We start from the raw sequence: 19,734 nt of genomic DNA on the forward strand, positions 1-19,734 counted from the left end.
GTTCTACGATTTCGAAAAGTTGACGATGCCGACCGTGCTGTTTATCGGCCAGAAGGACAACACGGCCATCGCCAAGGACGCCGCACCCGAAGCGCTGCGCAAGACGCTGGGCAATTACCCGGAACTGGGCAAGGCCGCCGCCAAACGGATTCCGCAGGCCACGCTGATCGAGTTCGCTGGCTTGGGACATGCGCCACAGATTCAGGATCCGCAGCAGTTCAACAAAGTGCTGTTGGAAAGTCTGAAGCGCTGACGCAACTAAAGTCTGTTTCGCGGGTGACGCGGGCATTTGTAGGAGCACGCTTGCCCGCGATCACGGTATGGCTGATACAGATAAGGTGACTGCCACGCCGCAACCGCGAGCAAGCGCGCACCTACAGTTGGTCACTTCACGTTTTCAACCTCATGCGCAACATCGGATACGGCCTGCCCAGCCCATCCACCTCCGAGCGCCCAGCGATCTCGAACCCCTGCTTCTCGTAAAAACCCAGTGCCTGGGGGTTCTGCTCATTCACATCCAGTTGCGTCACCTGGAAATGCTCGATGGCATAGTCCAGCAGCTTTTTGCCCAGCCCCAACCCCCGGTAATCCGGCGCGATGAACAGCATCTCCAGCTTGCCCGGTGTGGTGCCGCCGAATCCGGTGATATGCAGCTGCGAATCGCGGGTGCAGAACAGATTCACCGCGTCCAGATACTGGGTTTCCAATAGATTGCGCAGCAGGGTGATGTAGTTTTCCGGCAGAAAGTCATGGGTCGCGCGGACTGAAGCCTCCCAGAGTCGGGTCAGTTCGGCGTAGTCGTGCTTCTTCGGCAGGTAAATGACCGAGTGGTGGGTCATGTCGCCTCTTCTCCTGTTCTTGTCGTTGTCCTGATGTGGAGACGATAGCCAGAAAAAACAAACCCCGCCGTTTCAAGGGAGGGGTTTGAGGATGACCGCAGGTCACAATTCATTCGTGAGCAAGCTCACTCCCACAGCAAGCGACCCTGATGTGTGTGAGCAAGCTTGCGCGCGAAGCATTTAAATGGTCTCGGCCCACAGGTCGTATTCATCGGCATCGACCACGCGGCACATGATCTTATCGCCTGGCTTGAGATCCAGATCGCTTTCTACGAACACGTTGCCGTCGATTTCCGGCGCATCGAAGAACGAACGGCCGACGAAGCCTTGCTCGTCCACTTCGTCGATCAGCACTTCGATTTCCTTGCCGATCTTCATCTGCAGGCGCGCGGCGCTGATGGCCTGCTGGTGCGCCATGAAGCGGTCCCAGCGTTCCTGTTTGACGTCGTCCGGCACGATTGGGGCGTCCAGCAGGTTGGCCGGCGCGCCTTCGACCGGCGAATACTGGAAGCAGCCGACGCGATCGAGTTGTGCTTCGGTCAGCCAATCCAGCAGGTATTGGAAATCTTCTTCGGTTTCACCCGGGAAGCCGACGATGAAGGTCGAGCGGATGATCAGATCCGGGCACTGTTCGCGCCACTTCTTGATCCGCGCCAGGGTCTTGTCTTCGAAGGCCGGGCGTTTCATCAGCTTGAGGATTTTCGGGCTGGCGTGCTGGAACGGGATGTCCAGGTACGGCAGGATCTTGCCCGCGGCCATCAGTGGGATGATTTCGTCGACGTGCGGGTAGGGGTAGACGTAGTGCATGCGCACCCACACGCCCAGCGAACTGAGGGCCTGGCAGAGTTCGGTCATGCGGGTCTTGACCGGCTGGCCGTTCCAGAAGCCGGTGCGATACTTGACGTCGACGCCGTAGGCGCTGGTGTCCTGGGAGATCACCAGCAGCTCCTTGACGCCGGCCTTGACCAGACGCTGGGCTTCGTCGAGCACATCGCCGACCGGACGGCTGACCAGCTTGCCGCGCATCGACGGAATGATGCAGAAGCTGCAACTGTGGTTGCAGCCTTCGGAAATCTTCAGGTACGCATAGTGGCGCGGGGTCAGCTTGATGCCTTGTGGCGGCACCAGGTCGATCAGCGGATTGTGATCGAGCTTGGGCGGCGCGGCGTCGTGGACGGCGTTGACCACTTGCTCATATTGCTGCGGGCCAGTAACGGCCAGCACGCTCGGGTGCACACTGCGGATCACGCTTTCGTCCACACCCATGCAGCCCGTCACGATGACCTTGCCGTTTTCGGCGATGGCTTCACCGATGGTGTCCAGGGATTCGGCCTTGGCGCTGTCAATGAAGCCACAGGTGTTGACCACCACCACGTCGGCGTCTTCGTAGGTCGGCACGACCTGATAGCCTTCCATGCGCAGCTGAGTGAGGATGCGTTCGGAATCAACAAGCGCCTTCGGACAACCAAGGCTGACAAAGCCGACCTTGGGGGCGGCGGGCGTGGTGACGGTGGACATTGACTAACCTCGGCGTAGGTATGCCCGGGCGATTGGCCAAGGCACTGACTGGGCGCTTGGTGCGCCTCTGATCAAAAAGTGCGCAATTCTAGCGATGAGAGCTGCGATTGACCAGCGTTATACCGAGAATTACGACGGGTGCTGCGCTATGCTTCGCGCCGTTGAACCCGGCGGCCATTGTCGACCGGGTGCATCGGAATTTACCGGTACGCCGCAGGTCAATCTCACAGCGGCGTGTCGCGGTGCTCGGGTCATGGGTTCAGGAGTGGTAAATGGGTCACGCAACTAGCCAGGCTGAGGCCGGGCATACGTCGGTCAAACCGTTGAGTCTGCTGGTGGGCGCGGTGGGAGTGGCGTACGGCGACATCGGTACGAGTCCGCTGTACACGATCAAGGAAGTGTTCGTCGGCGGCTACGGTGTGCAGGCAAGTCACGATTCGGTGTTGGGCATTCTCTCGCTGATTTTCTGGGCGCTGGTCTGGGTCGTGTCGTTCAAGTACATGGCGCTGGTGCTACGCGCCGACAACGATGGCGAGGGCGGGATCATGGCCCTGACGGCATTGGCCCGTCGCGCCTCTTCGAAATACCCGAAACTGCAGGCGACGATGATCGTCTTCGGCCTGTTCGGCGCAGCGCTCTTCTATGGCGACAGCATGATCACCCCGGCAATCTCGGTACTTTCGGCGGTGGAGGGCATGGAGCTGGCGTTCGATGGCCTGGACCACTGGGTCGTGCCGATTGCCTTGATCGTGCTGGTGGCCCTGTTTCTGATCCAGCGCCATGGCACTGCGCGGATCGGCGTGATGTTCGGCCCGATCATGGTGCTGTGGTTCGTGACATTGGGCGTGCTTGGCATCCACGGCATCGTCCAGCAGCCGGAGGTGCTGCATGCGGTCAATCCGGTGTGGGCGGTACGGTTCTTCATCGACCATCCTGGAATCGGTGTCGCGGTGCTTGGCGCGGTGGTGCTGGCACTGACCGGCGCCGAAGCCCTGTACGCGGACATGGGCCACTTCGGTCGCAAGCCGATTTCACGCGCCTGGTTCGCTCTGGTGCTGCCGGCGCTGGTGCTCAACTATTTCGGGCAAGGCGCCCTGGTGATCGAAAATCCGGAGGCCGTACGCAACCCGTTCTATCTGCTCGCGCCGAACTGGGCCCTGTTGCCGCTGATTGGCCTGTCCACGCTGGCGACTATTATTGCGTCCCAGGCGGTGATTTCCGGTGCGTTTTCCATGACCTTGCAGGCCATCCAGCTTGGTTACATTCCACGCATGTACATCCAGCACACCTCCAGTGACGCGCAGGGCCAAATCTATATCGGCGCGGTGAACTGGGCGCTGATGGTCGGGGTGATCCTGCTGGTGCTGGGCTTCGAATCGTCTGGCGCCCTGGCCTCGGCGTATGGCGTGGCCGTGACGGGCACGATGCTGTGCACTACCATCCTCGTGGCTTCGGTCATGCTGCTGGCCTGGAAATGGCCGCCGTTGCTGGCCGTGCCGATCCTGCTGGGATGCCTGTTCGTCGACGGCATGTTCTTCGCCGCCAACGTGCCGAAAGTGGTGCAGGGTGGTGCGTTCCCGTTCCTGGCCGGTATCGCGCTGTTCATCTTGATGACCACCTGGAAACGCGGCAAGCAGCTACTGGTCGATCGCATCAACGAGGGCGGTCTGCCGCTGCCGATCTTCATCAGCAGTATCCGTGTGCAGCCGCCGCATCGCGTGCAGGGCACTGCAGTGTTCCTCACCGCTCGCCCTGATGCCGTGCCTCACGCTTTGTTGCATAACCTGCTGCATAACCAGGTGTTGCATGAGCAAGTGGTATTGCTGACGGTGGTTTATGAGGACACGCCCCGGGTTCCCGCAGCGCAGCGCTTCGAGGTCGAAGGCTATGGCGAAGGGTTCTTCCGGGTGATCCTGCATTTCGGGTTCATCGACGAGCCGGACGTGCCGGCCGCGCTGACACTGTGCCATCTGGCCGAACTCGACTTCAGCCCGATGCGCACGACCTACTTCCTCAGCCGCGAGACCGTGGTGTCGTCCAAGTTGGTGGGCATGGCCCGCTGGCGCGAAGGGCTGTTCGCCTTCATGTTGAAAAACGCCAACGGCAACCTGAGGTTTTTCAAGCTGCCATTCAACCGGGTGATCGAGTTGGGTACGCAGGTGGAGATGTAGATCGAGAGCGTTGACGGCGCTTTTTTAGCCAGAGGACGCCTTGGTGCGCCAGCCGTCTGTCACTCGACTGCCACGCTGCAATGGCGGACCTGCAAGCAAGGATTCCCATGGGTGCGTAAACGTACGGCCGATACATCGCGCGATCAGCGCGACACACGAGCGGTTGTAATCGGTATTGGTCTAAACAGCCCCGTAAGGGCTGCACTCAAGGGCCTTTGCGATCAACTCTCGAAGCCAGGCGTGTGCCGGATCGCGGTGCAGCCTTTCGGGCCAAAGCATCAGGATCTCGAAACCTGGGATTGGCAGCGGTGGCTCTTCTACGTGAAGTCTGGGCTGATTGCGCACCAACCTCTCGGGTACCATGGCAACCAGGTCGCTATGGGTTAGCGCTGTAATCAGTGAATTGAAGTTGGGCACTGAAAGCACAACCCGCCGGCTCAGTCCTTTGGCAGCAAGAGCAAGATCGGTGCTTCCCGAAAATCCACCCCCGTCTGGGGACATGACTGCGTGCTCCAGATCACAGAAGCGCTCCAGCGACATGGAAGAGGCTCGCGCCGGGTGATCGATTCGAGTTGCGAGCACATAGCGTTCATTGATCAAAGAGCGCTGACGCAACTTCGCAGGAGCTTCATCGCGAGTATGTAACGCAAGATCGAGGCGATCGTTTTCCAAGTCCGCAGCCAGGTTACTCGGGAGCTTGCTGATCAACGCCAGGCGCGTGCCCGGAGCCTGGCGTCTTAGCGATGCGAGCGACGGCCAGATCAAGGCAGTTGTTGCATAGTCACTGGCAGCGACTCTCCATGTGTGATCTGCCTGCAATGGATCGAAAGGCGCCCCAGGAGTAAGCGCGTCTTCCAAAGCCGCCAGTGCCTGGCGTAACGGCCCGCGCAACGCTTGAGCTCTGGCAGTGGTGGACATACCCCTCGGGCCGGGCAACAAAAGGGGGTCGTCCAGCACCTGACGTAGCCTACCGAGCTGAAGGCTGACCGTTGGCTGCGTCAGATTGAGGAGCCGAGCAGCACGGGTGACGTTTTTCTCTGCCAGCAATGTGTCGAGCGTCACAAGCAAGTTGAGGTCAAGACGCCGCAAGATATTGTGCATGGCAATACCTGATGTTTCCGGAATTCATTTCCAGCATAGTCGATCAGATCGGTATTTTCGGTACAACCCCTTCAAGCCGGAGCTACCCATGAACGTTCTGTTGATCTATGCACATCCCGAACCGCGATCGCTTAACGGCGCTCTTAGGGACTTCGCTGTCAGTCACCTGCAGGCAGCGGGTCATCAGGTGAATGTTTCCGACCTATACGCGATGCATTGGAAAGCTGTCCTGGATACCGCTGATGCTCCGGGATACACCGCCGATGAGCGGTTCAATCCCGCCGTAGAATCCCAACGGACATTCGCCGCAGGGATACAACCGCCTGACATTGAGGCTGAGCAAGCAAAGTTGCTGTGGGCAGATGCCGTTGTCTTCCAGTTTCCCCTGTGGTGGTTCTCGATGCCGGCAATCCTTAAAGGCTGGATTGAGCGCGTCTACGCTCACGGCTTTGCCTATGGAGTGGGTGAACACAGTGAAAGCCATTGGGGGGATCGCTACGGCCAGGGCACATTGGCCGGTAAACGCGCCATGCTCGTCGTCACGATGGGCGGCTGGGAATCCCACTACAGCGGCAGAGGAGTAAACGGAGGATTAGACGATCTGCTGTTCCCTATACAGCACGGAGTGTTGTTCTATCCCGGGTTTACAGTGCTTGCTCCGTTCCCGATCTACAAGACGCACAAGGTGGACGCAAAGAGATTCGAGCAGATTTGCTCAAGCTATGCTGCTCGACTGGACGGCCTGTTCACTGCTCAACCACTGCCATTTCGTACGCAGAACGACGGCGATTATGAAATCCCAGCGTTGACCCTTCGTCCCGATCTTGCACCGGGTCGCCATGATCTCGGCATTCATTTGAGCGTAGAAGCCGTCCCACCCAAATGAGCAAGTGATAGCCGTCATGGAGGAGAGCACTACGCTCCGGACACGCCCGAGGCCGATTTAACTATCGCTTCGGGACGATATTGGCATCGATCCCCTGCTCCCAAGTGCCGCGGAGAGGGAGACGCGATGCTACCGGCGCCATATGTTGCCAGCCCACACGTAAAAAAATCCCCGCAGTCGTGAGCCGCCGGGGATTTTTTACGACCGGGATTCAGTCAGCGCTGGCCGACTCAGGCGCTTCCTTGCCTTTCCACTTGTCGATGACGGCGATCAGACGCTTGGCGAGGGCAGGGTAGTCCTCATCAAAGTGATGGCCACCTGGCAGCTGTTGCTTCTGACCGGGGGCGGTCGCTTCGGTACAGCCACTTTCATCCTTTTCTTCCACGCCATAAACGCAGAACACCTTGTCACCCGGCAGCTTGGCCATTTCCGGGCCGGTCGCCGCTTCCTTGCCGGAGGCGCCGAGCCAGCCTTCTACGGCGATCTCGAAGCTGCCGCTGCGTGCGAAGGCCAGCAGGATGATGCCGTCGACGCGCGCCTTATCTTCTTCCGGCAATCGGTTGTAGATCGCAGGCAACACGTCGGCGCCGAATGAATAACCGGCGAGCACGAAGTGTTTGGCGCCCCATTTCTGCCGATAGTGTGCCATCAGCTCGCTCAGGTCGGTTGCAGTCTGCTCCGGGGATTTGTGTTCCCAGTAGTAGCGCAGGGTATCGATGCCGACGACCGGATAACCGCCCGATTTCGCCATGTCACCCGCCACATCCTTGTCCAGGTCACGCCAGCCGCCATCGCCGGAGAGGAACAGGGTAACGGTGTCCGATGGCTGGCTCGAAGGCACCTCTACCACAGGAATGTTCAGGCCGCCGTTGGCGTCATCGGCAATCAGCAGGTGACGGACTTCGGTATTCAAAATCTGCGGGTATTTGATGTCGTAGTCGCTGATGCTGGTTTCGGCGTTGGGCGTGTCGCGCACGAACACCGCCGTCTCGTCATCCGGGCCGTCGTTCCAGGCCACGGTCCATTTGCCATGCGCCGCGGCTTTCGGCGCCGGGGTTTTGCAGTCCGGCTGATTAAGAACGAAATTCACCGAAATGGCCCGAGCCTTGTCGTTGTTCTGACCGGCCAGCCAGTCCCACGCCACCGAGCCGCCAGCGCTGATGCCTGCAACCACATCCGGCGCGCCATCGAGCTTTTGCAGCGCGGCGTTGAAGGCCTTCTCCTGCAGTTGGCAGTCGTCTTTGGGCAGGACAACCTGTATGACTTGAGCTGATGCGTCATAGCTCAGGGCCAGGACTTGCTTCTCGGTCATCGCGTCTTCGGTGGTCACGGCCAGGGCGACCCGTGTCTTGACCTTGGTCGACGGGGTGGCGCGAATCAGCGCCGAACCATCGTCCAGGGTGATGTGTTCCAAGGTCGGTTGTGCGGCGGGGCGGTTCCACAGCCAGAAACCCAGTGCCACCACCAGGATTACCAGGGCTGCAAGCAAAAAGCGCCAGTAGCGTTGAATCATCAGCGTTTCACCAATCCAGTCAGGCCGCCCGCGATGAGGGCAGCGGTGTCGGCCAGTGCCACCAGCGGATCGAGTCCCGCGGGCACGGCCATATAACGAGGTTCCCAGTCAGGCTGGAATTTGTCTTTGAAGCGACGCAAGCCCTGGAAGTTGTAGAGCTGCTCGCCGCGACTGAAGACCATCGAACCCAGACGCTGGGTCAACGGTGCGCCACGTCTTGGTTGCAGGCCCGACAACGGCACCATGCCCAGGCTGAAACGAGCGTAGCCTTCCTTTTTGTAATGCAGAATCAGGCCGACCATCATGAATTCCATGGTCAGCTTCGGCGCATCCGGATGCGAGCGCATCAGGTCCAGGCTCGCCAGATCCTGCCGGGAGGTTTCCAGCAGGTTGGAGAACGCCACGGGTTTACCTTGAAAATGAACAATGGCGATGCGGAAATGCTTGAGGTAATCCAGGCTGAAACGGCCCAGGGAGAAGCCTTTTTCACGCACGTTCTTGCCCGTCAGCCAGGCGTCGGAAATCACCTTCAGCTCATCCATCGGCGCTTGGCCGACTTCGTAGATTTCCAGTGACAGGCCGTCGCGACCACCCCTGTTCCAGGTGTAGCGCAGGTCTTTCATTTCCTTGCCTTTGGCCTCGATGTCGAACTTGATCAGATCGACCCGGGCTTCTTCACCCAGCTTGATGGCGGTCAGGCCGATGTCCATATAGAACGGCAGGTTTTCGGCGCGCACCTGATAGAACACAGGACGCGCATGGTGCACGTCACACAGGTCGCGGAATTGCCAGATCAGCTCGGCGCGCTGTTGGGTCGGACCGATGGGGTCGTACAGCGCCACCAGACTGCGCCCGCGATGGGCGTACATCAGGAATGCGTTGCCGTCCGGGTGCAGCAACACGGCCTTGTCGCCGGTCAACACCAGGCCGCCATCAGGCTGGTTGGATGCCTTGATGATCTCGGCGGCCTTGGCCAGTTGCGCGTCGTCCGGTAGGTCGATTTGCGGGCGGGCGGTGCGTAATAGCCAGGTCAGTGACACGATCACCAGCAGTACCGCGCTACCCAGCGCCGAGCGCAGACCGCGCGGGGCATCGGCGTCGAGGGTGAATTGCCACCACAACTGATGGCTGTACGGCACGTCCTGATAGGCGAACAACAATAACCAGAACGAGGCGCCCAGCACGCAAATGCTCGCCACCAGATACAGCGGCGAGAAGGGCAGCTCCAGCAGGCGACTCGGCCGGTAGAACGAGCGGCGGAAGATGGCTAGAAGACAGGCTGTCAGCAGCAGCAGGCTGGCTTCCTCCCAATCGAAGCCCTTGAGGATCGACAGGATGGAGCCTACGAACAACAGAATGGTGGTCAGCATCCAGGCTGCAGAAAGCCGCCGGCGCAGACCCTGCGCCAGCAACAGGCAGAGCACGCCGATCAGGCTGGCGCCGAAGTGCGAAGCGTCGATGAGCCGGTGTGGAATCAGGAAGCCAAGGCTTTCCAGGCGTGTGTCGATTTCCGGTGTGGCGCCGGAAAACAGCAACACCACGCCGGACAGAAACACCAGCAAGGCCAGGATCGGCGCGCCGAGACCGGATGCAACACGCATGGCCTGACGTGCGAACAGAAAGCGTTTGGCTTCGCTGAACAGCAACGCCAGACAGGCGACCAACAGCGGCAATACCACGTAAATCAAACGATACAGCAACAGCGCCGCAGCCAGGGGTGCCGCACCCAGTTCGTCAGCGAATGCCGCGAGCAGGATCGCTTCGAAGACACCGACGCCACCCGGTACGTGGCTCAGAACGCCAGCGGCCAGCGCCAGCAAGTAAACCAGCAGGAAGGCACCGAAAGGTGGGGCAGACGGCAGCAGCAGATAGAGGACAGCAGCCGCGGCGGCAACGTCCAGAGCGGTGATTACCAGTTGCATCAGCGTCAGACGCAAGCCTGGCAGGCGCAGCGTCCGGCGTCCGGCTCGAACCAGCAGGTTATGCGGGACGTTCTGCTCCGGTAGCCGGCGACGATAAACCGCCACGCCAATGATCAGGCTGATCGCCAGCACGGCAATGGCGATGCTCGCCAGCACCGGAACCGAGAGGTGCAGCGCCAGCGATGCGGCAGGCAGGTCACTCAAGGTCGCCAGTGCCGCCAGTGGGGGCAAAGCGCAACCCAGCGACAGGCTGGCGAACAGCGTCATGTGGGCGACTTCGCTGGCGCCAAGCCCCAGACGCGAATACAGGCGATAGCGCACCGATCCGCCGGACAGCATCGACAGGCCTACTGCGTTGCCAATGGCAAACGCGCAGAACCCGCCCATCACCAGCGACTTGGGCGGCAGCTCGACGTTGGCGTATTTACTGGCAGACCATTCATAGCCCAGCAGGATAGTAAAACCAATGACCGTCGCCAGCACCGCCCCCGCCAATGAAGGCATGGGCACACTCAGTAGGGAGTCTTGCAATGCATAGATGTCGAGCTCGGTGAGCATGTGCCGACAGGCAATCAACGCCAGGGCGAACAGAATGATGGTGACGGCCAACCCGATAGGTTGGCGGTATTTGCTCACCAGTTCGCGTACGCGCAGCCGGGCAGGTGGGGCCGGAGGATTTTCCGGGACCGCTTCATTTGTGTCGGATGGGTTGGCGCGCATCAATCACTCCTTGGATCGTGCGCGACAGGATGGGGGTATACAGCCAAGTTACCAATCCCTACGCAAAAAATAATTCAGGATGTTAGCGCCTGCGTCTAACGGGCGAATAGTCTAACGGACGATTACGGCAGATACGTTTCGTGACCGATGAGTCCAGATTCGGTTGCTCGCTTACGTGTCCGCAACGGGCACGGAATCTGGCGCGTCGAGAAACCTATGGCAACAAACCAGGTGTGAACAAATCGGTCCGACAACGAAATGTGACCAGCAATTATCCATGCTGTTCGGCGCTTTTCGTCGAGGCAAAAAAAAGGCCACTCTTTCGAGTAGCCTTTTTTAAACGTTGGTTGCGGGAGCCGGATTTGAACCGACGACCTTCGGGTTATGAGCCCGACGAGCTACCAGACTGCTCCATCCCGCGTCTGTGAGGCGGCATTCTACAGCCGAACGACAACCTGTCAACCTTTAAACCTCAGGATCGACAAAATAACCGCATTTACGCCGATGGCATGCCTAAGTTGCGGTCGGACAAGGCTTTTATCTGGACGACGCCACAGGGTAGGGCGCCATTATTGATGAAAGATATTTCATCAATAATGAGGGGGCGATTTTCTGACGCGCACAAAAAAGCCACTCTGTTGAGTGGCTTCTTCGATGTTTGGTTGCGGGAGCCGGATTTGAACCGACGACCTTCGGGTTATGAGCCCGACGAGCTACCAGACTGCTCCATCCCGCGTCTGTGTGGCGGCATTCTACAGAGGATCGCCGTGGTGTCAAGCTTATAGCGGAAAAAACTGCTTTTTCTTCAATCGGTTAGCGCCTGGCTTGTGTCATCACCGACAGCCGAGGCTGGCTGCACGGGCCTGTCAGCGCAATGACGGGTGTGTCCGCGCAATCGAACCAATGCAAGCTGTTTCGCGCGGCGAGTGTCAGACCGTTGCCTGAATGAGATACTGCACAACCGTTTTCCTACGACTTCACGTTATGCCGCAGCGCAAAATCATCCATATCGACTGTGACTGTTTCTACGCCGCCATTGAGATGCGCGACGATCCGGGTCTGGCAGGCAAGCCTCTGGCAGTCGGGGGATCGGCAGACCGTCGTGGGGTCATCGCGACCTGCAACTACGAAGCGCGGGCTTATGGGGTGCGCTCGGCCATGTCGTCTCGGCATGCGCTGACGCTTTGCCCGGACCTGACCATCGTCAAGCCGCGAATGGATGCCTATAAAGAAGCATCGAAAGAGATTCACACCATCTTTCGCGACTACACCGATCAGATCGAACCCTTATCGCTGGACGAAGCCTACCTGGATGTTTCCGAGTGCAGCCATTTTGCTGGCAGCGCGACACGCATCGCCCAGGACATTCGCAAGCGCGTCTCGAACCAGCTGCACATCACCGTTTCAGCCGGGGTTGCGCCGAACAAATTTCTCGCCAAGATCGCCAGCGACTGGCGCAAGCCCAATGGCCTGTTTGTCATCACGCCGGATCAGGTCGAGGCCTTCGTCGCCGAGCTTCCTGTTTCCAAGCTGCATGGGGTGGGCAAGGTCACAGCCGACAAGCTGGGCCGGCTGGGGATCGTCAGTTGTGCGGATTTGCGCGGCTGGAGCAAGTTGTCGTTGGTGCGTGAGTTCGGCTCTTTCGGTGAGCGCTTGTGGAATCTGGCTCATGGCATCGACGAGCGGGCGGTGCAGAACGACAGCCGCCGTCAGTCCGTCAGCGTGGAAAACACCTACGATACCGATCTGCCTGATCTGGCAAGTTGCCTGGAAAAGCTTCCGGATCTGCTGGACAACCTAAACGGCCGGCTCTCCCGCATCGATACGCTCTATCGGCCGGGCAAGCCGTTCGTGAAAGTGAAGTTTCACGATTTCACCCAGACGACGCTGGAGCAGGCGGGAGCGGGCAGGGATCTGGAAAGCTACGAGCAGTTGCTCTCTCAGGCTTTCGCACGCGGCGGCAAACCGGTGCGACTGCTCGGGATTGGTGTGCGCTTGCACGATCTGCGCGGCGCCCATGAACAGCTGCAGCTATTTAGCTGACGCCGGTTTACTCGCTACCGGCTTTACTCTCTACCTTCAGGAACGGCGACCAGACGACCGGCATCCTTCGCCAGCGAACGCAGAAATTCGTGCTGCAGCTGCGGGTCATTGCGGGTCATTTCGATCAGTGATTGCTCGAGGTCGCTGGCTTCCTCTTCCAGACCCAGTTCCGACAGACGCTTGACCCGGTGCACCCACTGGCTCACTTCGTCGTCTTCAAGATCGTCGTAAATCAGACCGTGGGCTTCGATCAGCTTGCCGCGCAACGATTTGCTCAGTGGCAGGCTGGCGGTGGCCTGCACGTTGGACTGGTCGTCCTGAACCTTAAACCCCAACTGTGTCACATGGCTCAGGTCTTGTTCGGCAAACGGACTGTCGAGCAGATTGATGCGCAGAACGCCATTGCGGTCAGTGTTCAGTTCGTTGGTGTCTTTGCCGTCCTTGATCTCGACCGGGCTTTCGCTCCACGGCAGGCTCGTATGCTCGATCCGGTGGTCACGCTGGACCTCATCTATACCTGCCAGGTTTTGTTGGGCTCGTCCGTGAGAGGGGGCATTCATGAATGGATTGATGCCCGCGATGCCGTAGCTGAGCCAGTCTTTGGTCACGCTGTCGGGCAGGCTGCCGAAGGTCAGCACGTTCACCACATTGGCGCCGACACCGGCGACGATCGCCACGGCACCCAATGGAATTTCGTAGATTTCCCGCCAGGGTTGATACGGCGTATAGCGATCGTAATGACGCGTAACGTCGTATTCGGTGATGTCGAAGGTTTTCAGCTCGTGGATACGGATACGGCGTTGCGGCAGCTCCAGGGTCTTGGGTTCGCCGACGTCTATTTGAAAGCTATGATCGAGCAGTTTGCGGTCGATCCGCTCTTCGTGTTCGCTGCGTTGAGCCAGATGATTGGCGCAACCGCTGACGAGCAGACTGGCGCATAACGCGGCGCCCGCCAAACTTGAGGAACTTCGCTTGAACATGAGATCTCTTGGTGCGGATGAGGCAAGACAAAACAGGTCAATGAGGGCGCGCCCGCGATGAAAGCGGGCGCCCCGTCGACTCAGCGGTTGATCCGGCTCGTGATGAAGGACAGCACGTCAGCCACTGGCAGAGCCTGAGCTTCGGACTCGGTGCGGCTCTTGTACTCCAGGTTGCCCTCGGCCAGGCCGCGGTCGCTGATCACGATGCGATGGGGAATGCCGATCAGTTCCATGTCCGCGAACTTGATGCCTGGGCTGGTTTTCTTGTCACGGTCATCCAGCAGCACCTCGAAACCGGCCGCAGTCAACTCTGCATATAGCTTGTCGGTCGCTTCGCGAACAGCGTCGGTTTCATAGCGCAACGGCACCAGGGCGATCTGGAAAGGTGCGAGTGCGTCGCTCCAGATGATGCCGTTCTCGTCGTTGTTCTGCTCGATGGCCGCAGCCACCACCCGGGAAACACCAATGCCGTAGCACCCCATGGTCAGGGTGACTGGCTTGCCGTTTTCGCCCAGTACCTGGCACTTCATCGCATCGCTGTACTTGGTGCCCAGCTGGAAGATGTGTCCGACTTCGATGCCGCGCTTGATGATCAGGGTGCCATGGCCGTCCGGGCTTGGGTCACCGGCGACGACGTTGCGCAGGTCGGCGACTTCCGGAACAGGCAGGTCACGTTCCCAGTTCACACCGAAATAGTGCTTGTCATCGATGTTGGCACCGATGCCGAAGTCACTCATCAGCTCGACCGAGCGGTCGATGATGCAAGGCAACGGCAGATTCAGCGGACCGAGGGAACCGGCGCCCGCGCCAATGGCGGCACGCAATTCCGCTTCACTGGCCATGACCAGCGGGCTGGCCACCAACGGATGGTTCGAAGCCTTGATTTCGTTGAGTTCGTGGTCGCCACGAATGATCAGCGCGATCAGCTTCCCTTCCTCGGCGGCATGAACCACAAGCGTCTTGACGGTCTTTTCGATGGCCAGGCCGAATTGCTCGACCAGGGCGGCAATGGTCTTGGCATTCGGCGTATCGACCAGGCGCAACTCTTCGGTGGCGGCGGCACGGGATTTCTCACGTGGGATCGCTTCGGCCTTCTCGATGTTGGCGGCGTAGTCCGAGGTATCGCTGAACACGATGTCGTCTTCGCCGGAATCGGCCAGTACGTGGAATTCGTGCGAACCCGCGCCACCGATCGAGCCGTTGTCGGCCACCACAGGGCGGAAGTTCAGGCCCAGACGGGTGAACACGTTGCAGTACGCCTGGTGCATGCGGTCGTAGGTTTCCTGCAGGGAATCCTGAGTCGCATGGAACGAGTAGGCGTCCTTCATGATGAATTCACGACCGCGCATCAGGCCGAAGCGTGGGCGGATTTCGTCACGGAACTTGGTCTGGATCTGGTACATGTTGATCGGCAGCTGTTTATAGCTGCTCAGTTCATTGCGAGCGAGATCCGTGATGACTTCTTCGTGAGTTGGACCTGCGCAGAAATCGCGATCGTGACGGTCCTTCAGGCGCAGCAGCTCGGGGCCGTACTGCTCCCAGCGACCGGATTCCTGCCACAGTTCCGCTGGCTGGATACCCGGCATCAATACTTCCAGTGCACCGGCAGCGTTCATTTCTTCGCGAACGACGGCTTCGACCTTGCGCAGAACGCGCAGGCCCATGGGCAGCCAGGTATAGAGACCGGAGGCGAGCTTGCGGATCATGCCGGCGCGGAGCATCAGCTGATGGCTGATCACGACCGCATCGTTCGGCGTTTCTTTTTGTGTGGCGAGCAAATATTGACTGGTACGCATGGTCGGCCGTCGTCGGTTGCTGTGACTGGGAAATGACCTGGCATTGTACGGGGGTGATACGGTCGAGTACAGGGCGGACGGCAATCGGGCAGGTTTGGATTTGACGCCTTTGCAGGTATGAAAAAGCCCGGCGCAGGGCCGGGCTTTTCTTTTTCGGTAGTGACTTGCAGCGCGATTCGATGATGAATCGCGGCGCTATCAGAGAACCGAGATCGGGTAGTCGACGATCAGACGGAACTCGTCCACATTGCCTTCGGCCTGGTCGGCGTTGGCGCGGTGCCAAGCTTGACGAATACGGAACGACAGGTCTTTTGCAGGACCGGTCTGAACGACGTATTTGGCTTCCAGGTTGGTCTCGTGGTGCTTACCGTCAGCGCCGTAACCGTACGCCTGGTATGGGCTGCCAGCGTCGATCTTGGTGCCGTCGATGTCCTTACCGTTGATGTAACGGGTCATGAAGCTCAGACCAGGTACGCCGTACGGAGCCATGTTCAGGTCGTAGCGCGCCTGCCAGGATTTCTCGCCAGGACCGTTGAAGTCGGAGTACTGGATGGAGTTGGCCAGGAAGATCGAGTCGCCACCGCGGTTGTTATCGCCGATACCGATGTAGTCGAACGGCGTGTTGCCATTAACTTTCTGGAACGCAACGGTAACGGTATGTGCTGCCAGGAAGGAGTAGGCGGCAGACAGCGAGAACGTGTTGTTGGTGATATCGCCAGCTTTTTTGCTGCCGGTATCCGAGGTGTTGTAGTAGTTAACGTCAAAGGCCAGGGACTGGTCGTCGGTCAGCGGCAGCGCGTAGTTCACGTTACCGTAGTACTGGTTCCACACGTCTTCCAGCTTGTTGTAGTAGAACGCAACGCCCAGGCTGTCAGTGATGGCGTACTTGCCACCGCCGTAGGTAGCGGATTTGGATGTCACGCCAGCGTAGGTAGCCCAGATTTCGCCATCACGGTTGGTTGTGTCCTGGCTGGTGCCGGAGTAGAAGCGGCCTGCTTCCACGTCAAGACCTGCGAGCTCGCTGCTCTGCAGGGTCAGACCGCTGGCGGTCTGTGGCAACAGGCGGGAGCCGCCGACTGCGAAAACCGGGTTCACAGGCTGCATGTCGCCAATTTTGAGCTCGGTTTTGGAGATGCGGAACTTGGCAGCAACGCCGGCTTTGCCGAAACTGTCGTGGTTGCGACCTTCGCTGTCGGTCGTCAAGTTGCCCGAACCGGAATATTTGTCGGAGCCGTCCAGCTTGAAGCCAGCGTAACCGAATGCATCTACACCAACACCGATCAGGCCTTGGGTATAACCGGAGCTGAAGTTGCCCAAGAAACCTTGAGTCCAGTCTTTGTCATCAACCGCGCCGTCTTTCTTGTTGCGGTTGTAGTAGTAGTTGCGGGCCTTGACGTCCAGCTTGCTACCCTCAACAAAACCAGTTGCTTCGGACTGATCGCTTACGAATGCCGCAGCCGATGCCAATTGGGTACTGGCCGCAGTAACGGCCAGGGCGATTGCGCTCCACTTCATCACTCTCATCGTGACTTTGCTCCTTTGGTTTTAAGAAGAGTACTGCCGTCCACCTGTTTTTTATCTGGGCGGCTCTTTCTTTTTGGTGTCGGCGAAACTTATATCACGCTGACATTATTGGCGATAGTTACGAACCTATCCTTTCAATTTCTTTACGGCCATGTCGCAAAACAGCTCTATCCATGTCGCTACTGAACAGATCTATCTCTAAAAACGCACAACTACCGCAGTACTTTCCGACCGTTGGATCCATATCCGCAGTGATCTGCATCCCGCCTTATCGAAAGCCTCAAGGCGTCTGCCCCTTATTTTTTTTTCGACCAAACGCATCAGCTGATGAACCCCTGCGTTGGTCCTGTGTGTGACAAAGCAACAACCGTGCTCAAAGTTCCGCCTTGTGTGAAAAAAATGTTCGATGCCGTGTAAATACTTTCGTTGGAAAACATAACACTATGTTTTTAAAAGGAAAAAAATAATCACCAAAAACCTTTGTGATGCATGATTGAAGGAGGTTGGCGCGCGAAAACGTCACTGACGTTACCTGTTACCGTCATGAAGTGAGTAAAACGCGGATAGGTGCGCGGTGGTGTGTCTCCAAGGTGGGTCGTTTTGGTGCGTCGCGCCATAGACTTGCCTGCATTTGGTACGCCCGTGCCGTCGCTCTCTGCGGACCTGACCGCTGAGTCAACGTAGCCGGCCGTTTTCTCAAGTCAAGCGCTTGAATAAACAGGGCCCCAACGTTTGTTTCCGCTCTAGGCAACCGATTATTACCGTCTGAACGCATGCCTCATCAAGGTGCGTATCAATGAAAAGTGACCATTCCTGGTGCGGGCCTCTTGCGGCTGGCAAGTGATCCAGAATCAACAGCGATCCCGCAAAATGGCCTTGTATGGCGTGTCTACGTGATTCCTCCGGTGTTCCCGAGTATCCTGCCAAGTACTGAAAGTGCTTTTCGCAGTTGCGAAAACATCGAAACCTTACCAGCGATCAGGAGTTGATGCGTGTTTGTTCTGGATCAGCGTTTAGTGCAAGACACCTTGCCTGTGGGCGATTTCCCACTGTGCCGACTGCTATTGTCTAACGATGCCCGATACCCCTGGTTTATCCTGGTGCCGCGCAAGGCGGATATAAGTGAATTATTCCAGTTGTGCGAGGCTGAGCAATTGCAGTTGTGGAAAGAAACCACGGTGCTGTCCAGTACGCTGCAGCAACTGTTCAAGGCTGACAAGATGAACGTCGCCGCGCTGGGAAATGTGGTCAGTCAATTGCACATGCATGTCATCGTTCGTCACAGGAGCGATATCGCCTGGCCGGCTCCAGTCTGGGGCAAGCATCCTGCGTTGCCTTACTCTGCCGATCAGGCGCTGGACGTCATTGATCGGTTGAAGGCGGCGCTTGCCGACAATCTTTCGTTGGTGGAGGTACAGTCATGAACCTCGAGGAGCGAGTGATGGACCTGGAGAGTCGCCTGGCATTCCAGGACGACACGATCCAGGCGCTCAACGATGTGCTTGTTGCGCAGCAGCGCAGCCTTGAGCGGATGCAGTTGCAGATGGCGGCCCTGATCAAGCGCCAGGAAGAGATGGGCGGACAGTTCGAGGCCTTCGAAGAGGACGCGCCGCCCCCTCATTATTAAGAGCAAAAAAAAACCGCGCCCTGAAGCGCGGTTTTTTTGAGTTGACGTTCAGCGTCGCGGAAGCGCTGCGATGACGTCTTCGGCCTGCAGGCCCTTGTCGCGGTTCATAACCGAAAACTCAACGCGCTGGCCTTCGACCAGTACGCGATGACCTTCGCCGCGAATGGCACGAAAATGCACGAAAATATCGTCGCCAGAGTCGCGAGAAATGAAACCGAAGCCCTTGGAGGTGTTGAACCACTTCACTGTGCCGGTATCGCGCTGGCCCAGTTCATGTGGCTGAGGCGCCGACGAAGGTGACGACTTATAGAAGCTGACACCCAGATGGATGGCCACGGCGACCACCAGTGCCAGCAGGCTGGCCAGAACCGCAGGTTGGTCGGCGATGGTTTCGAGCGGGACGAGCAGGGTAAGGACTTGAAGAACGACGGCCAGTACCAGCAGCGCGCTGACCAGGTTTTGCAGTTGATGACGCGGGCCTCTGTTCCAGTAAGGAATCACAGGTGCGATGACCAGATTGATCAGGCCGAAGAAGGCCAGATACAGCGCATCCGGTTGAGACAGGTAAGAAGACAGCGCTTCACTACGCAGGCTGGGTATGAATGACAGCAGCAGGGCAGCTACGCCCGTTAGCAGGTGGACTATTTTCAACATTTCGATGACTCACATTAAGAAGGATCACAAGAAGAAGCTGGCGACTCCCGGTACGCTTCTGAAAAAAGGGAAGGCGTGATGCACGGGCGCCGACTCAGCCTGTGCGCTACAGCCTGTTGGCTTGTCGTAGCGGCACAGCCGTATTTAACAGCAAAGCGCAGAGCTACTCAAATCAAGCGCTTAGCGCCACTTATCGCGGGAGATGATGGCGATTTGGCTTGTGTTCGAGACCTCGGGCCCAAGGCTTGGTCCAGAGCCATCCGCGCCGCAATCAGGATTTTTTGCGTGTCAGGCAGATTTGCGACCGCTTCCGGGGTCATTTGGTGCTTGCCAGCTGCCCATGTGAAACCGTTGTGTGAACCGTTTGCCAGGCCAGACTTGCGCAGAGATGGCTGCGCCGTCTCGCGCGTCTTGGTAGAGTGCAGGCAGCTTTCGGAAAC

Annotated in this window: 14 protein-coding genes, 2 tRNA genes and 2 pseudogenes; 6 read left to right on the plus strand and 12 right to left on the minus strand. The window is 58.5% G+C overall.

Features of this window, described 5'->3' with window-relative positions; genetic code table 11:
* A pseudogene (locus CE491_RS05315) lies at positions 1-253 on the plus strand (alpha/beta hydrolase); the annotation flags it as partial.
* 136 nt (positions 254-389) lie between these two features.
* On the opposite strand, the gene CE491_RS05320 reads toward CE491_RS05315, so the two are convergent.
* Both CE491_RS05320 and rimO read right to left on the minus strand, forming a co-directional pair.
* Entirely contained in the window at positions 390-839 is a 450-nt protein-coding gene (locus CE491_RS05320; protein ID WP_110947316.1) for a GNAT family N-acetyltransferase, read from the minus strand.
* A 180-nt stretch (positions 840-1,019) separates the two neighbouring features.
* A complete protein-coding gene (gene rimO / locus CE491_RS05325; protein ID WP_110947317.1) occupies positions 1,020-2,357 on the minus strand; it encodes a 30S ribosomal protein S12 methylthiotransferase RimO in 1,338 nt (445 codons plus the stop codon).
* 272 nt (positions 2,358-2,629) lie between these two features.
* Between rimO and CE491_RS05335 the strand changes: the two genes are divergently transcribed.
* Positions 2,630-4,528, plus strand: coding sequence for a potassium transporter Kup (locus CE491_RS05335; protein ID WP_110947319.1), 1,899 nt, complete (start codon positions 2,630-2,632; stop codon positions 4,526-4,528).
* 180 nt (positions 4,529-4,708) lie between these two features.
* Here CE491_RS05335 and CE491_RS05340 read toward each other — a convergent pair whose 3' ends face one another.
* Positions 4,709-5,629: a LysR family transcriptional regulator gene (locus CE491_RS05340; protein ID WP_110947320.1), complete on the minus strand. Its 921-nt coding sequence runs from the start codon at positions 5,627-5,629 to the stop codon at positions 4,709-4,711.
* Positions 5,630-5,717: 88 nt separating this feature from the next.
* On the opposite strand from CE491_RS05340, the gene CE491_RS05345 reads away from it, so the two are divergent.
* Positions 5,718-6,515: an NAD(P)H-dependent oxidoreductase gene (locus tag CE491_RS05345; protein ID WP_110947321.1), complete on the plus strand. Its 798-nt coding sequence runs from the start codon at positions 5,718-5,720 to the stop codon at positions 6,513-6,515.
* A gap of 211 nt (positions 6,516-6,726) precedes the next feature.
* Here CE491_RS05345 and CE491_RS05350 read toward each other — a convergent pair whose 3' ends face one another.
* From CE491_RS05350 to CE491_RS05365, 4 genes are all read right to left on the minus strand, one after another.
* Entirely contained in the window at positions 6,727-8,028 is a 1,302-nt protein-coding gene (locus tag CE491_RS05350; protein ID WP_110947322.1) for a virulence factor family protein, read from the minus strand.
* Entirely contained in the window at positions 8,028-10,670 is a 2,643-nt protein-coding gene (mprF, locus tag CE491_RS05355) for a bifunctional lysylphosphatidylglycerol flippase/synthetase MprF (RefSeq protein WP_110947323.1), read from the minus strand. The genes CE491_RS05350 and mprF overlap by 1 nt, the downstream gene beginning before the upstream one ends.
* Positions 10,671-11,014: 344 nt before the next feature.
* Positions 11,015-11,091 (minus strand) — tRNA-Met (locus CE491_RS05360).
* A gap of 238 nt (positions 11,092-11,329) precedes the next feature.
* Positions 11,330-11,406 (minus strand) — tRNA-Met (locus tag CE491_RS05365).
* Positions 11,407-11,654: 248 nt separating this feature from the next.
* Here CE491_RS05365 and dinB point away from each other — a divergent pair.
* Positions 11,655-12,713, plus strand: a complete 1,059-nt coding sequence (dinB, locus tag CE491_RS05370; protein ID WP_110947324.1) for a DNA polymerase IV — start codon at positions 11,655-11,657, stop codon at positions 12,711-12,713.
* Positions 12,714-12,736: 23 nt separating this feature from the next.
* Here dinB and CE491_RS05375 read toward each other — a convergent pair whose 3' ends face one another.
* The 3 genes from CE491_RS05375 to CE491_RS05385 all read right to left on the minus strand — a co-directional run bounded on the left by CE491_RS05375 (position 12,737) and on the right by CE491_RS05385 (position 17,013).
* Positions 12,737-13,693 carry a hypothetical protein gene (locus CE491_RS05375; RefSeq protein ID WP_110947325.1) on the minus strand — a complete coding sequence of 319 codons (957 nt, stop codon included), beginning with the start codon at positions 13,691-13,693 and terminating at the stop codon, positions 12,737-12,739.
* A gap of 80 nt (positions 13,694-13,773) precedes the next feature.
* Positions 13,774-15,489 (minus strand): proline--tRNA ligase, encoded by a 1,716-nt coding sequence (locus tag CE491_RS05380; protein WP_110947326.1) that lies wholly within the window; start codon positions 15,487-15,489, stop codon positions 13,774-13,776.
* Positions 15,490-15,687: 198 nt separating this feature from the next.
* On the minus strand, positions 15,688-17,013 hold the full coding sequence (locus CE491_RS05385; RefSeq protein WP_110947327.1) for an OprD family porin: 1,326 nt from the start codon (positions 17,011-17,013) through the stop codon (positions 15,688-15,690).
* A gap of 992 nt (positions 17,014-18,005) precedes the next feature.
* On the opposite strand from CE491_RS05385, the gene CE491_RS05390 reads away from it, so the two are divergent.
* The gene (locus tag CE491_RS05390) at positions 18,006-18,437 is read left to right on the plus strand and encodes an HIT family protein (RefSeq protein WP_110947328.1); all 432 of its coding nucleotides are present in this window, start codon (positions 18,006-18,008) and stop codon (positions 18,435-18,437) included.
* On the plus strand, positions 18,434-18,640 hold the full coding sequence (locus CE491_RS05395; RefSeq protein WP_110947329.1) for a SlyX family protein: 207 nt from the start codon (positions 18,434-18,436) through the stop codon (positions 18,638-18,640). The genes CE491_RS05390 and CE491_RS05395 overlap by 4 nt, the downstream gene beginning before the upstream one ends.
* 48 nt (positions 18,641-18,688) lie before the next feature.
* On the opposite strand, the gene CE491_RS31175 is transcribed toward CE491_RS05395, so the two are convergent.
* Positions 18,689-18,910: a cold shock domain-containing protein gene (locus CE491_RS31175; RefSeq protein ID WP_218568412.1), complete on the minus strand. Its 222-nt coding sequence runs from the start codon at positions 18,908-18,910 to the stop codon at positions 18,689-18,691.
* 108 nt (positions 18,911-19,018) lie between these two features.
* Positions 19,019-19,294: pseudogene (locus CE491_RS31180) on the minus strand (cold shock domain-containing protein membrane protein); the annotation flags it as partial.
* Positions 19,295-19,734 lie beyond the last annotated feature (440 nt).

The organism is Pseudomonas bohemica (genome assembly GCF_002934685.1).
In the GTDB taxonomy this organism is placed as follows: Bacteria; Pseudomonadota; Gammaproteobacteria; order Pseudomonadales; family Pseudomonadaceae; genus Aquipseudomonas; species Aquipseudomonas bohemica.

Bases quoted from the DNA above. Each gene is read 5' to 3' on its own strand.
- CE491_RS05320 (WP_110947316.1), bottom strand. From the start codon at position 839: ATGACCCACCACTCGGTCATTTACCTGCCGAAGAAGCACGACTACGCC.
- rimO (WP_110947317.1), bottom strand. From the start codon at position 2,357: ATGTCCACCGTCACCACGCCCGCCGCCCCCAAGGTCGGCTTTGTCAGC.
- CE491_RS05335 (WP_110947319.1), top strand. From the start codon at position 2,630: ATGGGTCACGCAACTAGCCAGGCTGAGGCCGGGCATACGTCGGTCAAA.
- CE491_RS05340 (WP_110947320.1), bottom strand. From the start codon at position 5,629: ATGCACAATATCTTGCGGCGTCTTGACCTCAACTTGCTTGTGACGCTC.
- CE491_RS05345 (WP_110947321.1), top strand. From the start codon at position 5,718: ATGAACGTTCTGTTGATCTATGCACATCCCGAACCGCGATCGCTTAAC.
- CE491_RS05350 (WP_110947322.1), bottom strand. From the start codon at position 8,028: ATGATTCAACGCTACTGGCGCTTTTTGCTTGCAGCCCTGGTAATCCTG.
- mprF (WP_110947323.1), bottom strand. From the start codon at position 10,670: ATGCGCGCCAACCCATCCGACACAAATGAAGCGGTCCCGGAAAATCCT.
- dinB (WP_110947324.1), top strand. From the start codon at position 11,655: ATGCCGCAGCGCAAAATCATCCATATCGACTGTGACTGTTTCTACGCC.
- CE491_RS05375 (WP_110947325.1), bottom strand. From the start codon at position 13,693: ATGTTCAAGCGAAGTTCCTCAAGTTTGGCGGGCGCCGCGTTATGCGCC.
- CE491_RS05380 (WP_110947326.1), bottom strand. From the start codon at position 15,489: ATGCGTACCAGTCAATATTTGCTCGCCACACAAAAAGAAACGCCGAAC.
- CE491_RS05385 (WP_110947327.1), bottom strand. From the start codon at position 17,013: ATGAGAGTGATGAAGTGGAGCGCAATCGCCCTGGCCGTTACTGCGGCC.
- CE491_RS05395 (WP_110947329.1), top strand. From the start codon at position 18,434: ATGAACCTCGAGGAGCGAGTGATGGACCTGGAGAGTCGCCTGGCATTC.